A 15210-nucleotide genomic window follows, 5' to 3' on the forward strand; every position below is an offset into this window, starting at 1 on the left:
TCAGGTTGGCGCTGTTTCGGCCATCGCGCCGCGGACCGCGTCGCTGAAGGCATCCAGCAGGAACGGTTTGGCGATCATGCTCATGCCCGGCTCCAGGAACGCCGAGCGCTCCTGCGCCTTTTCCGCGTAGCCGGTCATGAACAGCACCGGCAGCGCCGGGCGCGACTGCCGCGCGATCTCGGCCAGTTGGCGACCGTTGAGGCCTGGCAGCCCGACGTCGGTCACCAGCAGGTCGATGCGACGCGCGGACGCAAGGATGGGAAGCGCCCCATCCGCGTCGCCCACGACGTCAACCGCATAGCCCAGGTCTTCCAGCACCACCGTGACCAGCATGCGCACCTGCGGGTCATCTTCAACCACCAGGATCGACTGTCCGTCGCCGAGCGCCACCGGCGACGGCGCGGGCGGCGACTCCGGCTCGGCCCCCTCGTCCACCAGCGGAATGAACAGCGACACGGTGGTGCCCTGCCCTGGTTCGGAATCGATGGCGATGTGGCCACCGGACTGCTGCATGAAGCCATACACCATCGACATGCCCAGGCCGGTGCCCTTGCCGATCGGCTTGGTGGTGAAGAATGGCTCGAAAGCGCGCTCGACGACTTCCGGTGGCATGCCGCTGCCGGTATCGGACACCGCCACCACGGCGTAATGACCCGCCGGCACCGCGGCGCGCTCGCCCTCCGCCAGGCGCACGGGGAACGCGCGCAACGCCAGCTCGCCGCCGTTGGGCATCGCGTCGCGGGCATTGATGGCCAGGTTGAGCAGGGCGCTCTCGAACTGGTTGGTGTCCAGTGCGGCGTGCAGCGGCTGCTCGGCGACCTCGGTGCGGATGCGCACCGTTTCGCCGAGGGTACTGCGCAGCAGGTGCTGCATCGAACCCACCAGCGCATTGATCTCCACCGGCCGCGCATCGAGCGACTGCCGCCGCGAGAACGCCAGCAGGCGCTGGGTCAGCGCCGCAGCGCGCTGGCTGGAGGCCGTGGCGGTATCGAGGAAGCGCTCGAGGTCGTCGAAGCGCCCCATCTCCAGGCGCAGGCGCACGATATCCAGCGCCGACAGGATGCCGGTGAGCATGTTGTTGAAGTCGTGCGCGATGCCACCGGTAAGCTGGCCAATGGCTTCCATCTTCTGCGACTGGCGCAGCGCGGCCTCGCTGGCTTCGCGCGCGGCCATCTGCGCCTGCAGCTCCAGGGTGCGCTCCGCTACTACCCGCTCCAGCTCCTGCGCATGTCGCCGGCTGGCTTCCAACGCCTGCCTGGCGACAGTGATGTCGGTGACGAACACATGGAAGCCATCCACCTCCCCGGCCGCGCTGCGTCGCGGGGAGTAGCGCACTTCGCAGTCACGCCGGTGGCCCTCACGGGTCGGCCAGCTCACCTCGAACACATGTTCCTGACCAGCGAGCACGTCCTGCATGATGGGCAGCCGCTCTTCCCATGCCCGGGTGCCCACCACGTCGCGGATGTGCCGGCCGATGACCTCGCCTACCGGCAGGTCGAACCAGGCCTCGTAGGCTTTGTTGGCAAAGCGGTAGTGCATGCTGCGGTCGACGAAGGCGATCAGCACCGGCATCGCATCGGCGATCAGGCGCAGCTCGGATTCGCTGCGCTCCAAAGCACTGCGGCTGTCGGCCAGCGCACGCATCTGGTCGCGTACCAGGAACTGCTTTTCGCGCGCGCGCAATGCACCCTGCACCGAACTCAGCAGCGAGATGCTGCCCAGCGGGCGGTCCAACTCCACCACGTTCACCGTGCGCGGCAGCAGGCTTTCGAACGGGGAGCGGCGATGCGCGCGTGGCGAGCGCAGCAGGATCACCGGCAGGTCGGACCAGGTCGCCTGCCCGGCCAACGCGGCCAGCAGCAGCTCGGTGCCCGTGGCAATGGCTTCCTCGGTGATCAGCACCACGCCGGCCTGGTCGTCCAGCGCGGATGCGAGTCCGGCCAGGTCCGGTGCAATGCGGGTGCTCAGGCCCGCGCTGGTGAGGACCGCGGCCATGCTCGCCGCGTCGCGGCCGAACGGGGCGACGATGTGGACCACGCCGCCGCTGCGGTCATCCAGCATAGGGGTGGCTCAGCAGCGATGCCGAGTCGCCCACGAACTCCGGCGTGCCGGTGAGGATGCCTTTGAATTCCTTCAACGGTCCGCTGACGGCCAGCCCCTTGCCGTTGATCTTGAGCTCGCGGATGGTGTCCTCATGCGCGCCACCGCGGTTCTTGATCACCGAGATCGCCTTGCGGATGCGCCCCTGCGCTTCGAAGAATCGGAACAGGATCACCGCGTCGGCGATGTAGGACACATTGAGATTGCCGGTCGACATCGTGCCCACCAGGCCATGCTGCGGGTTGATCAGGAAAGTGGCGACGCCCTTCTGGTTGAGATAGGACAGCATTTCATGCAGCTGCAGCATCAGCTGCTTTTCCTGCGGCATCGCGGCGACATAGCCGTTGAGGCTGTCGATCACCAGCACGCTGCAGCCACGTTCCTCCACCGCCTTCTGCACGTTCCAGGAGAACTCGCCGGGGGACACTTCAGCCGGATCGATCTGCATGATTTCAAGGCGGCCGGCCTCGATGTGCGACTCCAGCTCGATGTCCAGCGCCTTGGCACGGGTCAGCAGCGTGCCTACGCGTTCATCGAACTCGAAGATGCAGCACTTTTCGCCGCGCTCGCAGGCGGCCCATACATACTGCAGGGCCACGTTGGTCTTGCCGCTGCCGGCCGGGCCGGTCAACAGCGTGCTGGTGCCACGCAGCGGACCACCGCCGAGCAGGTTGTCGATCTCAGGCACACCGCTGCCGATCATGTCCTCGCCGAACTGCGCATGGTGTTCGGAGGCGATCAGGCGCGGGAACACATCCAGGCCGCCCGCGCGGATCACCATGTCGTGGTAGCCGGCGATGAAATTGACACCGCGCAGCTTCTGCACCTGCAGGCGGCGTCGGGCCGGGCCGAAATCCAGCGTGAGCCGTTCCAGCGAGATCACGCCATGGCACAGGCTGTGCAGCTGGCCGTCGCGGTCGTCGGCTCCGGCGGTCAGGTCGTCCACCAGGATCACGGTGGCGCTCTGCGGGGCGAAATACTGCTTGAGCGCAAGGATCTGGCGGCGATAGCGCAGCGAATCCTGCGCCAGCAGGCGCAGTTCGGACAGCGAGTCGAACACCACCCGGTTGGGGCGGATGCGGTCGACTTCGCCCAGGATCAGGTTGACCGTTTCATCCAGCTCCACTTCCCAGGAGTGCAGCACCGACTGCAGGCGGCCGTTGCCCAGCGCGTCCTCGGCCGAGCCCAGTTCGAACAGGTGCAGGCCTTCCAGCGACCAGCCATGGGCGGCAGCGACTTCGCGAAGCTCTTCGGCAGTCTCCGAGAGCGTGACATACAGGCAGCGCTCGCCCTGCTTCAGTCCCTGCAGCAGGAACTGCAGCGACAGCGTGGTCTTGCCGGAGCCGGGGGGACCTTCCAGCAGGTACAGCCGTCCCTGCGGCAGGCCGCCGCTGAGGATGGTGTCCAGGCCCTTCACTCCGGTGATGACGCGGGAAGACTGAGTCTGCATAGAGGTCCGCCGATTTGACGGGGACGAGTCTAGCAACCGGTTCTGTGTAGGGATTGTGTGATCGGGATCTCTAAGCGATGTCACGCTGAAGCCGCGTTCATCCACATCACGATCACGTCTGCATTGCTGGGCGGTACATCGAGGTCAGGCGAAGTCCTTGAGGATTTCGCCGATGCCGGCCGGGGACAGCTCAAGGCCCAGCGACGTGCCCGGATTCACCACCACGCCATACCCGCCGGGCACGCGCTTGAGCACCTCGATCATGCGCATGCGGATCGTATGCGGGGCCTGCTGGCCGTGGACACCCACGCGCGCCATGTCGGTGAACACCGCCACGTGCAGGGTGCCCTGCTTGTCGAACAGCAGCGGATCGAAACCGCTGCCGTCGGGGGTGACCAGGCTGCCGGTGAGCAGAACCACGTCGGAGGCGACGAAGGCCTTCATGAACGTCCCGATCGGCAGCTGGCCGTTCATGGCGGACTGCAGCAGCGTTTCGAGGGGGGTCTGTGGGGCAAGGGCGGTCATGTGACGTGGTGCGGCATTGGGCTGGCCATTCTACCCCCGGTAGCGCCGGCCGTTGGCCGGCCCGCATGGAGCCCGCCGCGCGTGGGCCGGCCAACGGCCGGCGCGACCGGATTGACGGATTACCGGGAAAGCCGGTCGGTTCGTGCCTGCTGGTCAGCCACCGCCCTGGCCAGCTCGGCCTCCAGCGCCTTCTGCTTCACCGGCGCATCCAGCACGTACACCTTCACCCCGTGCGCGGGCACCTCCGTCTTCAGGCTGCGCGTGACGGCCTGGCTGCCACCGCCCAGCGCGTCGCGCCAGGTGCCCGGCTGGAGGTAGCGGCTGACCTCGATGCTGCGCGCGGTGTCGCCCTTGTTCAACAGCACCAGCGCGGTCTGCGCGGTGTCGCCGTGCTGGAGCACGCGGAAGAACACCGCGTCATCGCCCTGCAGGCGCTCGTTGACCTGCAGCCCGCGCTGCAGCGCCGGGGTCGCTTCACGCAGCCTGGCGATGCGCTGCAGCGGCGCGAAGATCGGACTCTGCGGCGCGGCGTCCACCCGCGCCTGGCCGAAGTACGCGCGGTTGCCGGCGTGCTCAGCGCGGCTGCGCATGAAGCCGGTTTCCGAGCCGTAGTACAGCACCGGAATGCCGCGCGCGGTGAACAGCCAGTTGTGGGCGTCGATGAAGCCGTCGTCGGTGGCATCCAGCCGTGCCATGTCGTGGTTGTCGTAGAAGCTCATCAGCTCGTACGGATTGGCGTACGGGCCACCGACCAGGTGCAGCGGTTCGGCCAGCGCCTCGAAGCCCTTCTGCTCCCTACCGAACACGCTGGACATCGCGCCACGCAACGGGAAGTCCAGCACGCTCACGTTCGCGTTGGACGGCCAGGTGTGTTCGGCGATCTTGCCGGCGTCGTAGTCGAACGCCTCGCCAAACATGAACATGCCCGGGTGCGCGGCACGGACGCGGTTGACGAATTCATGCCACCACGGGTGCGGCAGCCAGCCGATGGTGTCGATGCGCAGCGCATCCACGCCCTGCGCCGTCCACTGCAGATAGGCGCCAACCAGATAGTCCATCACCGCCGGGTTGGCCTGGTTGAAGTCGCCAAGCTCGGCCAGGTTGCCATCGAAGATCGAACCCTTCGCGGCGTCCACCGGTCCGATGTTGTTGTAGAACGCGTGCAACGGGTTGTGCTTCGGGTCCAGCTGCTGCGGAGGCAGGTTCTGGTGGTCGGCGATCAGCTTGCCGTCCTTGTCGAAGATCTGCCCGAACTGCGGCTGCTTCACCGGCATGGTCCAGGCCGGCGAACCGTGATTGCCGACGATGTCCAGCACCACCTTCAGCCTGGCGTCGTGCAGGCCGCGGGTGAGCCCGGCGAAATCCAGGTCCGCGCTGGGCAGGTGCTCGTCGAGCTTGTAGAAGTTGATGCCCCAGTAGCCGTGGTACCCGGTCTTGCCGCGGTCGGTCAGGGTGCTGGTGCAGCTGATCGGCTTGCTGCCAGTGAAGGCCTCATCCGGGTTGTCGATGATCGGGGTGATCCACACCGCACCGAAACCGAGGTTGCGGATGTAGTCGGCATTGTCGAGCACGCCCTTGAAGTCGCCGCCGAGATAGCCGATGTTGCCGTCGACCTTGTCCGGGCACGGCACCGGGATGTCGAAGGTGCGGTGCCTGCCGCCCTGGTCGCGGTGGTCGTTGGTCGGGTCACCGTTGACGAAGCGGTCGGTGACCACGAAGTACACCGCATCGCTGGCGAACGGCTCCAACGTGCCCACGTACTCGGGGCGCGGGGCGGCGGCGGCCTGGCCGGCAATCAGGGCAAGGGCGAGAGCGGACGACAGCGTCGAAACCAGATGCATCATGCAACCTCCTGATGGGACGGCACCCGCAGCACGCACAGGCCGGCAATGAACAGGCTCACCCCGCCCAGCACCAGCACGTGCATCGGCTCGCCGCCCAGCCACACCCGAAGGGCGAAGCCGAGCGCGCTGGCGGCCACCAGCTGCGGAATGACGATGAAGAAATTGAACAGGCCCATGTAGATGCCCATCTTGGCCGCCGGCACGCTGTCGGACAGCAGCGCGTACGGCAGCGAGAGGATCGACGCCCAGGCAAAGCCGACGCCGACCATCGACAGCAGCAGCCAGCGCGGGTCGTCGATGAACATCAACGAGACCAGGCCCAGGCCGCCCAGCCACAGGTTGATCAGATGGCTCCAGCGCAGGCCCAGCGCGCGGACCAGCAGCGGGATGACCAGCGCCGCCAGCGCCGCAAAGCCGTTGTAGGCCCCGAACAGCACGCCGACCCAGTTGGCGCCTTCGTTGTAGGCGGCCGACGCCGGATCGGTCGAGCCGAAGTGGGTGCCGGCCACCGCGGCCGTGGTGTAGATCCACATCGCGAACAACGCGAACCACGAGAAGAACTGCACCCAAGCCAGCCGGCGCATGGTGCGCGGCATCGCGCGCAGGTCGTGCACGATGGTGGCCAGCATGTTCGGGCCCGGTGCCAGGCGGGCCACCGCCAGCAGCAGCGCATAGGCGATGCACAGCCCGGCCAGCACGTAGAGCATCCTGTCGCCCTGCCGCACGAAAATCGCCACGGCCAGGCCCAGGCCGGCCAGCAGCCAGGCCACGATCTGCGCCAGCGGCGGTGGTCCGCCCACGGGCGCGGACTGGTGCACGGCCGGTGGCTCGGCGTCGTCGAAGCTGGCCAGTTCGGCCGGCGAATATTCGCGGGTACGGAACACGGTCCAGCAGATCGACGCCAGCAGTACCGCGGCGCCGAAGTAGAACGCATACCGCACCGTAGGAGGCACTTCACCCGCGGCCGCGGTATTGGCAACCCCGAAGTGGGCCAGCAGGAACGGCAGGAAACTGGCGACGATGGCGCCCACGCCGATGAAGAAGCTCTGCATCGCGAAACCGGTGGGACGCTGGCGCGGCGCCAGCTGGTCGCCGACGAAGGCGCGGAACGGTTCCATCGAGATGTTGATCGAGGCGTCCAGCACCCACAAGGTGCCGGCAGCGATCCACAGGGTCGGCGAGTTCGGCATCACCAGCAGGGCCAGCGTGGTGAATACCGCGCCGATCATGAAGTACGGCCGGCGGCGGCCGAATCGGGTCCAGGTGCGGTCGGACAGATAGCCGATGATCGGCTGCACCAGCAACCCGGTCAGCGGTGCGGCGATCCACAGCCCGGGCACCGCATCCATCGGCGCACCGAGCGTTTCGAAGATGCGGCTGGCGTTGGCGTTCTGCAGGGCAAAGCCGAACTGGATGCCGAGGAAGCCGAAGCACATGTTCCAGATCTGCCAGAACGACAGGGTCGGCTTGGCGGTGCGACTCATCGGGTGGCCTCCGCGTTGCCGGCCACCGTTGAGATCAGCAGCGCCCGGACGTCGGCCGCGTTGAGCACGCCGTCGCGGCCGCCCTTGCCACCGTTGTACTGGGCGAAGTGTTCCAGTGCGCTCATGTTGAAGCCAGGTTCCAGGGTGAAACGGCAGCTGCCCTTGGGCAGGTCGAATTCGGCGGCGGTGGACTCCTGCGGGCCGATGCTGTGCGGCATCACGATCGTGGCGCGCTGGACCGGTTGCCCCGCGCAGTGCACGGCCAGCTGCTTCACGGCAGCGGTGACGCCGGTGTTGATCGGGCCGTTGGGGTTGTAGTAGTGGAGGCGGATGCGGACACGGGTGGGCTTTGCGGCGGTCCAGGCCCACTGGGTTGCGCCGGGCAGGCGTTGCTGTGGGCCGATGCAAGTCATCGGGCTGTGCAGCGACTCAAGGGCGCGTTCGCGACGGGTGAGGCTCAGGCAGTGCTGGTGGCCGTCGTTGGTGACGGTGTGGGTGGCCGAGCTGCCCACCGCGATGCCGTCCTGCCAGAGCTGGTGGTGGGCGGGAATGGCGATGGTCCAGGTGTTGCCGCGCTTCTGCGCTGCCGGGGCGGCGGGGGTGGCCGGGGCGAAGGCGTTGGGGTTTGCCGGGTCTGCGCGGAAAGCGGACACGCGTGGCGTGACCCTGCGCGGTTCGAGCTGGACGGTTACGCTGTTGCCCTTGCGCTCGATCTTCTTTGCTACGAGCAGGTCGCCGTCGAGGTTGCGGGGGCGCTTGAGGATGTAGCGGGTGCTGCCGGTGTCGAGCTCGATGCTGTCGCGGTTGCCGAACAGCTGCGGGACCAGCACCACCGGCAGCTTGGGCGCGACCGTGCCGTCGGCTTCCACGCCGAACACGCCTTCGAGCACCATCGAGAGGTAGCCGGCTACCGACCACAGCTGGCGCGGCGAGTTGACCACCGGGCCGCTCAACGGGCCCTCGTCGACGTGCACGGCCAACGTGCGCATCTCGTAATTTTCCATGTTCGAGCCGGCCAGCGCGCTGCCGCGCATCAGCGATTCGATCTCGCGCTGGATGCGGGTGGCATCATCCACCTTGCGTGCCGCACGCAGCGAATAGGCGCTGACGAACGGCCACACCGCCCGGTTGTGGTAGATCGGCTGCTGCGCTTCCTGCGGCCACACCACCGGGCTGCCGCCTTCCACGTACGGGTAGTTGGCCAGCGAGCGGCGGGCACGCTCGGCCGGGAACACCTCGGCCAGCACGCCCAGCGAGATGCCCAGCAGGTCGTACTTGGCATACGGCACCAGGTGTGCGGCTTCGCCGATGTAGCTCATGTACATGCCGGCGTCTTCGCGCCAGAAGCGCGCGTCGATCTGCGTGGCCAGCGCGTCGGCCCAGGCCGCGTACTCGCTGGCGCGGGCGTCGCCAAGCTCACGGGCATACTTCTCCGCAAGGCGCAGCGCCTGGTAGTGCAGCACGTTGGTGGACAGCGCGAAGGACTCGCCGATGAAGCGCACGTCGTTGCGGGTCCAGTCCGGGTAGGTCTGCTCGCGCCAGTCCAGGAACGAGGTCTCGCCGCGGTACAGCCCGGTGCGCGGGTCGAACACCATCGCGCGGTCCTGCTCCAGCGTGGCCTGCAGGGCCTGCCAGGTTTCGGTCATGAAACTGGAGCTGTCGGTCAGGCCCCGCGCGGCCAGGAACCACACCACGCGGTCGCTGCTGATCGGCCAGCTGCCGCCCGAGCCGGTGTCCTGGGCCACGAACATACCCGGCGTCACGCCGTCGCGGGCTTTGGACAGCTTGAACTGCAGCGACTGCCGGGTGCGGATCGGCTCGAGCCGGGCCAGCGCCAGGTCGGCGGCGAAACTCACGTCGCGCGTCCATACGTAGGGCCAGCGCTCGCCGGTCTGGAAGCACTCGCACTCCACCGGGTTACCGAAATTGAAGGCCGGATCGCGGATCGCGTCCACGCGGTCGGCGGCCATCTCCTGTTGCGCCAACGCGAACAGTGCATCGAACAACACGCTGTCGGTGCGGCTGCGCATCGGCTGGGCGTCGATCGCCACCGCTTTGCCGTCCGCCAGCAGCTGGAAGCTGCCGTCGGCCGCAGTGCTGGCGCGCGCAGTGCGCCCATCGAATGTCAGGTCCGCCGCCGCAGCGGTGGACACCAGCGCCGCCCCGAGGGCAGCGGTCAGGCAGATCGTCTTCAGCATCGAAAAGCGGCCGACCGGCCTGCGCCCGTCTGCCTTCCTCCCTTCTTGCACGCGGTGTGGTTCGGCAGCACCGGAGCGCTGCCCTCGCGGCCCCCTCCCAGGGTGCCTGCCTGCATGGTAGGCGACGACCGTTGGTCACCGCACCGCGCAGGCGGTTATCCACGCACCTTGCATACGTATTCATGGCCAACCGCGGCGACGCCCTTGCCGGCGTGGCTATAGTCCAAGCCGGATTCCGGCTGCCCTGGGAGGGGAAATGGCTTTCGTTGTTGCGTTGCCGCGCGCACTGCGCGTGTCCCGTCCGCTGGCCTGGCTGGCGATGTCCCTGCTGGTCTGCGCCAGCGCTGCCCAGGCTGAACCGGTCACGGTGGCCAGCGCCAGCTCCCCAGGCAACGTGCTGACGGTATCGCTGCAGCTCGACGGCGGCATGCCCAGCTACCGGGTCGCACGGCTGGGCCAGACCGTGGTGGCTGAATCGAAGCTGGGCTTCCAGTTGCGCGATGGGCGACTGGACCGTGACCTGGAAGTGCTGGGCCAGCACACCCGCAGCGTGGATGACACCTGGGTACAGCCGTGGGGCGAACGCCGCAACGTGCGCAACCACTACAGCGAAGTCACCGTGCAGCTGGGCGAACGCAGTGGTGCCAAGCGCCGCCTGGACGTGGTGTTCCGGGTCTACGACGACGGCCTGGGCTTCCGCTACCGCTTCCCCGAACAGCCGGGCCTGCGCGAGGCGATCATCGATGACGAGCTGACCGAGTTCGCGATCGCCCCCGAATCCACCGCGTGGTGGATTCCGGCCGGCGAGCCCATCCATTACGAATACCTGTACCAGCGCACGCCACTGGCCCAGGTTCCGCTGGCGCATACCCCGCTCACCCTGCGCAGCCACGATGGCCTGCACGTGGCGATCCACGAGGCGGCGCTGGTCGACTACGCCGGCATGTGGCTGCGCCGCACCGACGGACAGCGCCTGCGGGCCCAGCTGTCGCCCTCGGCGGAGGGCTGGAAGGTACGCCGCACCCTGCCCTTCAGCACGCCGTGGCGCACCCTCCAGATCAGCGACACCGCCGGCGGGTTGGTCGACTCCAACCTCATCCTCAACCTCAACGAACCCAACGCACTGGGCGATGTGAGCTGGGTTAAGCCGTCCAAATACCTGGGCGTGTGGTGGTCGATGCACCTGGACCAGGAAAGCTGGGCCACCGGCCCGAGACATGCGGCCACCACCGCGAAGACGAAGAAGGTGATCGACTTCGCGGCCAGGCACGGCTTCCGCGGCGTGCTGGTGGAAGGCTGGAACCCGGGCTGGGACGGCATGTGGGTCGGCAACGGCTACGACTTCGATTTCACCCGCGCTACCGCCGATTTCGACATTGAAGCGTTGTCGGCCTACGGCGCGAAGCAAGGGGTGCACCTGATCGGCCACCATGAAACCGGCTGCGCCATCGAACATTACGAAGACCAGCTGGGTGCGGCGCTGGACCTGTACGCGCGGCTGGGGGTGGACTCGTTCAAGAGCGGCTATGTGTGCGACGACGGCCAGGTGGACCGGCGCAATCCGGCCGGCGGGCCGCTGTGGCGCGAGTGGCACGACGGCCAGTTCATGGCCCGGCATCACCTGAAGGTGGTGCAGGAAGCGGCGAAGCGGCATATCGCGGTGAACCCACACGAGCCGATCAAGGACACCGGACTGCGTCGCACGTATCCGAACTGGATCTCGCGCGAGGGTGCGCGCGGCATGGAATACAACGCCTGGGGCCAGCCGCCGAACCCGCCCGAACATGAGGTCAACCTGGTGTTTACCCGGATGCTGTCCGGGCCGATGGACTACACCCCCGGCATCCTCAGTTTGAAAGGCCGCCACGGCCAGCCCATTCCCAGCACGTTGGCGCGGCAGCTGGCGCTGTACGTGGTGATCTACAGCCCGATCCAGATGGCGGCCGACCTGCCTGAACATTATGAACAGCACCGCGAGGCATTCCGTTTCATCGAGGACGTGGCGGTGGACTGGGACGACAGCCGGGTACTGGACGGCGAGGTGGGCGACTACGTGACCATCGTGCGCAAGGACCGCAACACCCGCGACTGGTTCCTGGGCAGCATCACCGACGAGCATGGCCGTTCGCTGCCGGTACCGCTGTCGTTCCTGGAACCCGGCGTGCGTTACCGCGCCGAGATCTACCGCGATGGGGAGGGTGCGGATTATCAGTCCAATCCGTTCGCGTTCAGGCGCGAAACCCGCCAGGTCACCAGCGCGGATACCCTGACCATCGTGCTGGCGCCCGGTGGTGGCCAAGCCATCCGGTTTACCCCGTTGTGAAGCCGTAACGACCAACGGTCGTTATCTACCGCGCCCGCACACGCGTACCACGCGCGGGCGTCAAATGCCCGGGTAGGGCACGACCGTTGGTCGTGCCGCCGGTGAAACCGGTTCCACAATCCCGCATTTTCATTGAATACGTATGCAGGATGATTCACGCAGAAGGCGCGCTGCCTACCATAGCCACGCAGTCAACGGCCACCACGCCGTGACACCTGCGGCAACGCATCGCCGTTGATCACAACATGAGTTTGGCAACATTGCCTGGGAGGGGAAAATGTTGAATCGCAAGCGCAGCGCGCTGAGTATCGCGCTGGCCGTCGCCCTGACGCCGTCATTGGCGTCGGCGCAGTCCACCACCACCGCGCCGACCACCGGCAGCGCGGCCACCGAGCTGGACACCGTGCAGGTGACCGGCATCCGTCGCGGCATCGAGAATGCCATCGCGATCAAGCAGGACGCCACCTCGGTGGTCGAGGTCATCTCGGCCGAAGACATCGGCAAGCTGCCCGACGTGAGCATCGCCGAATCGCTGGCCCGCCTGCCCGGCCTGGCCGCCCAGCGCGTGGCCGGCCGCGCCCAGGTCATCAGCGTGCGCGGCCTGTCGCCTGATTTCGCCACCACCCTGCTCAATGGGCGTGAAGTGGTCAGCACCGGCGACAACCGCAGCGTCGAGTTCGACCAGTACCCGTCCGAACTCATCAACGGCGTGACCGTGTACAAGACCCCGGACGCCGCGCTGGTCGGCCAGGGCCTGTCCGGCACCATCGACATGCAGAGCGTGCGTCCGCTGAGCTTCGGCGAGCGGGTGATCGCGGTCAGCGGCCGCTACTCGAAGAACTCGCTGGGCAAGGCCGCCAACGTGGACGCCTTCGGCAACCGCTTCAGCGCCAGCTACATCGACCAGTTCGCCGACAACACCTGGGGCATCGCGCTGGGCTACGCGCACAGCGACAACCCGATCCAGGAAAACCAGGTCGGCCTGTATGAGCCGTGGACCACCGAGCAGACCGACCAGGGCAACCGCCCGGGCGTCGCCCCGGGGACCGCGTTCTCCGACGGCATCAAGGCGCTGCGCCGTACCGGCAATGCCAAGCGCGACGGTTACATGGCCACCGTGCAGTTCCGTCCGTCCAACCTCTGGACCAGCACGCTGGACCTGTTCCACACCGAAGCCGAGCAGATCGACACCGCCAACCAGTTCGAGCTCAATCTCAGCAACTACAACGGCGGCTACACCCCGGGCCTGCTGATCACCAACCCGCAGGTGAATGGCAACAACACCTTCACCGGCGGCACCGCCAGCGGCGTGTACCCGCTGGTGCGCGGCATGTACAACAAGCGCGAAGACAAGATCGACGCGTTCGGCTGGAACAACGAGCTGACCTTCGACAGCTTCAAGCTGTCCGCCGATGTGAACTACTCCAAGGCCACGCGCGACGAGCTGAACCTGGAGAACAACCTGCAGCTCACCCCGATGCCGCAGCTGGATACCGTGGGGTTGACGGTGAACCCGAACGGGTTCTCGCAGATCCGCCCGGGCCTGGATTACTCCAATCCCGAGGCGCTTTACCTGACCAACACCATCTACGGCTCCGGCTACGGCAAGGTGCCGCAGGTGGAAGACCGCCTGAAGGGTGCGCGCCTGCAGGGCACGTTCAACGTGCCCGAAGCGCTGTCGTGGTTCCAGGACGTGGACGTGGGCGTGAACTACGCCGATCGCCGCAAGGAAAAGACCCAGGCCGAGGGCAACATCCTGCTCGGCGACCAGGGTGACGCCAACGTGGCCGGCGACCTGCAGTACGCCCCGGTCAACCTCGGCTTCGCCGGCATCGGGTACATCCCGGCCTGGAACGTTCCGGCTGCGGTGGACCGCTACATGGTGTTCAACCCGGTCACCAACCTGGACTACCTGATTCCGAAGTCGTGGGTGGTGCAGGAAAAGACCACCACCGCGTGGGTCCGGGCCAACATCAATACCGACATCGGTGAAGTGGGCGTGCGCGGCAACATCGGCGTGCAGATGATCCGCACCGACCAGAGCTCGCAGTCGAATTACTTCGACCGCTCGCGTCCGGTGGGCCAGGAAGTGCTGCCGATCGACGAAGGCAAGACCTACACCGACTGGCTGCCGAGCTTGAACCTGGCCTTCCTGTTCCCGCACCAGCAGACCCTGCGCTTCGCAGTGGCAAAGCAGGTCGCGCGCCCGCGCGTGGACCAGATGCGCGCCGGCCTCGAGTTCGGCGTGGATACGGCGACCGGCAAGCCAGGCGGCAGCGGCGGCAACCCGCTGCTGGATCCGTGGCGCGCCAACGCGATCGACCTGTCGTACGAGAAGTACTTCGGGGAGAAGGCGTACGTGGCGGCGGCGATCTTCTACAAGGACCTGAAGAGCTACGTCTACACCCAGTCGGTGGACGACTACGACTTCAGCGACCTGCTGGCCAGCTACGTCATTCCGCCGGGCATGACCGCCCCGCTGCAGACCACCGGCACGTTCTCCGCGCCGCAGAACGGCGAAGGCGGCACCCTGCGTGGGCTGGAACTGACCGCCTCGCTGCCGCTGGAGATGATTGCCGCGCCCCTGCTCGGCTTCGGCATCCAGGCCAGCGCGACCTTCAACGACAGCGACATCGAGATCCTGGACCCGGAAAGCGCCTCCAGCGTGGGCACCGATCCGATCAGCCTGCCGGGCCTGTCCGAGCGCGTGTACAACTTCACCGCCTATTACGAGCGCAACGGCTTCGAAGCGCGCGTGAGCCAGCGTCGTCGTTCGGACTTCATCGGTGAGATCGGCAACTTCAACGGCAACCGCACCCTGCGTTACGTGGTGGGCGAGAACGTGACCGACGCGCAGATCAGCTACACCTTCGCCGACGACAGCGCCATGAAGGGCCTGACCCTGCTGCTGCAGGGAAGCAACCTGACCAACGAACCGTACCGCACGTATGCCGGCACCAAGGATCGTCCGCTCGAATACATCGAGTGGGGCCGTACCTACATGCTGGGTGTGAACTACAAGTTCTGATCCTGGCATGAAGCACGAACGAAGAACCCGCTGCGCGAGCAGCGGGTTTTTTGTCGTGGGTCAGTGGTGAATCAAACGCGGGTGCCGTTGGGGCGAGTGCGGGGCCGCCATACCCTTGCCTGCGAATGTCCCCCGGCGTCGGCCTGCGGCCGCCACCTCCTCCTTTACTTCGCCGCAAGGGCATGGCGGCCCCGCACTCACCCCACCGGCGTCGCCCCTGATTTCCGCTTTTCCATCGCGAGCCGTAAGTCGAGCCCC

General features: G+C 66.9%; 8 protein-coding genes. 2 read left to right on the forward strand and 6 right to left on the reverse strand.

Going from position 1 to position 15210, the window contains the following annotated elements:
- From RWO33_RS01715 to RWO33_RS01740, 6 genes are all read right to left on the reverse strand, one after another.
- On the reverse strand, positions 1–2061 hold the full coding sequence (locus RWO33_RS01715; protein WP_314101421.1) for an ATP-binding protein: 2061 nt from the start codon (positions 2059–2061) through the stop codon (positions 1–3).
- Entirely contained in the window at positions 2051–3550 is a 1500-nt protein-coding gene (locus RWO33_RS01720) for an ATPase domain-containing protein (protein WP_314101423.1), read from the reverse strand. The genes RWO33_RS01715 and RWO33_RS01720 overlap by 11 nt, the downstream gene beginning before the upstream one ends.
- A gap of 144 nt (positions 3551–3694) precedes the next feature.
- Positions 3695–4075: an SseB family protein gene (locus RWO33_RS01725; protein WP_314101426.1), complete on the reverse strand. Its 381-nt coding sequence runs from the start codon at positions 4073–4075 to the stop codon at positions 3695–3697.
- A gap of 119 nt (positions 4076–4194) precedes the next feature.
- Entirely contained in the window at positions 4195–5910 is a 1716-nt protein-coding gene (locus RWO33_RS01730) for an alpha-amylase family glycosyl hydrolase (protein ID WP_314101518.1), read from the reverse strand.
- 5 nt (positions 5911–5915) lie between these two features.
- Complete coding sequence (locus tag RWO33_RS01735) at positions 5916–7403, reverse strand: MFS transporter (RefSeq protein WP_314101428.1); 1488 nt, start codon at positions 7401–7403, stop codon at positions 5916–5918.
- Entirely contained in the window at positions 7400–9601 is a 2202-nt protein-coding gene (locus RWO33_RS01740; RefSeq protein WP_314101431.1) for a Six-hairpin glycosidase-like protein, read from the reverse strand. Before RWO33_RS01740 ends, RWO33_RS01735 begins: the two co-directional genes overlap by 4 nt.
- 319 nt (positions 9602–9920) lie before the next feature.
- On the opposite strand from RWO33_RS01740, the gene RWO33_RS01745 reads away from it, so the two are divergent.
- The gene (locus tag RWO33_RS01745) at positions 9921–11924 is read left to right on the forward strand and encodes a glycoside hydrolase family 97 protein (RefSeq protein WP_314101521.1); all 2004 of its coding nucleotides are present in this window, start codon (positions 9921–9923) and stop codon (positions 11922–11924) included.
- A 277-nt stretch (positions 11925–12201) separates the two neighbouring features.
- The gene (locus tag RWO33_RS01750) at positions 12202–14952 is read left to right on the forward strand and encodes a TonB-dependent receptor (protein WP_314101433.1); all 2751 of its coding nucleotides are present in this window, start codon (positions 12202–12204) and stop codon (positions 14950–14952) included.
- Positions 14953–15210: the final 258 nt, after the last annotated feature.

The organism is uncultured Stenotrophomonas sp. (genome assembly GCF_963519925.1).
Taxonomy (GTDB): Bacteria; Pseudomonadota; Gammaproteobacteria; order Xanthomonadales; family Xanthomonadaceae; genus Stenotrophomonas; species Stenotrophomonas maltophilia_AE.

Bases quoted from the DNA above. Each gene is read 5' to 3' on its own strand.
- RWO33_RS01715 (WP_314101421.1), bottom strand. From the start codon at position 2,061: ATGCTGGATGACCGCAGCGGCGGCGTGGTCCACATCGTCGCCCCGTTC.
- RWO33_RS01720 (WP_314101423.1), bottom strand. From the start codon at position 3,550: ATGCAGACTCAGTCTTCCCGCGTCATCACCGGAGTGAAGGGCCTGGAC.
- RWO33_RS01725 (WP_314101426.1), bottom strand. From the start codon at position 4,075: ATGACCGCCCTTGCCCCACAGACCCCCCTCGAAACGCTGCTGCAGTCC.
- RWO33_RS01735 (WP_314101428.1), bottom strand. From the start codon at position 7,403: ATGAGTCGCACCGCCAAGCCGACCCTGTCGTTCTGGCAGATCTGGAAC.
- RWO33_RS01740 (WP_314101431.1), bottom strand. From the start codon at position 9,601: ATGCTGAAGACGATCTGCCTGACCGCTGCCCTCGGGGCGGCGCTGGTG.
- RWO33_RS01745 (WP_314101521.1), top strand. From the start codon at position 9,921: ATGTCCCTGCTGGTCTGCGCCAGCGCTGCCCAGGCTGAACCGGTCACG.
- RWO33_RS01750 (WP_314101433.1), top strand. From the start codon at position 12,202: ATGTTGAATCGCAAGCGCAGCGCGCTGAGTATCGCGCTGGCCGTCGCC.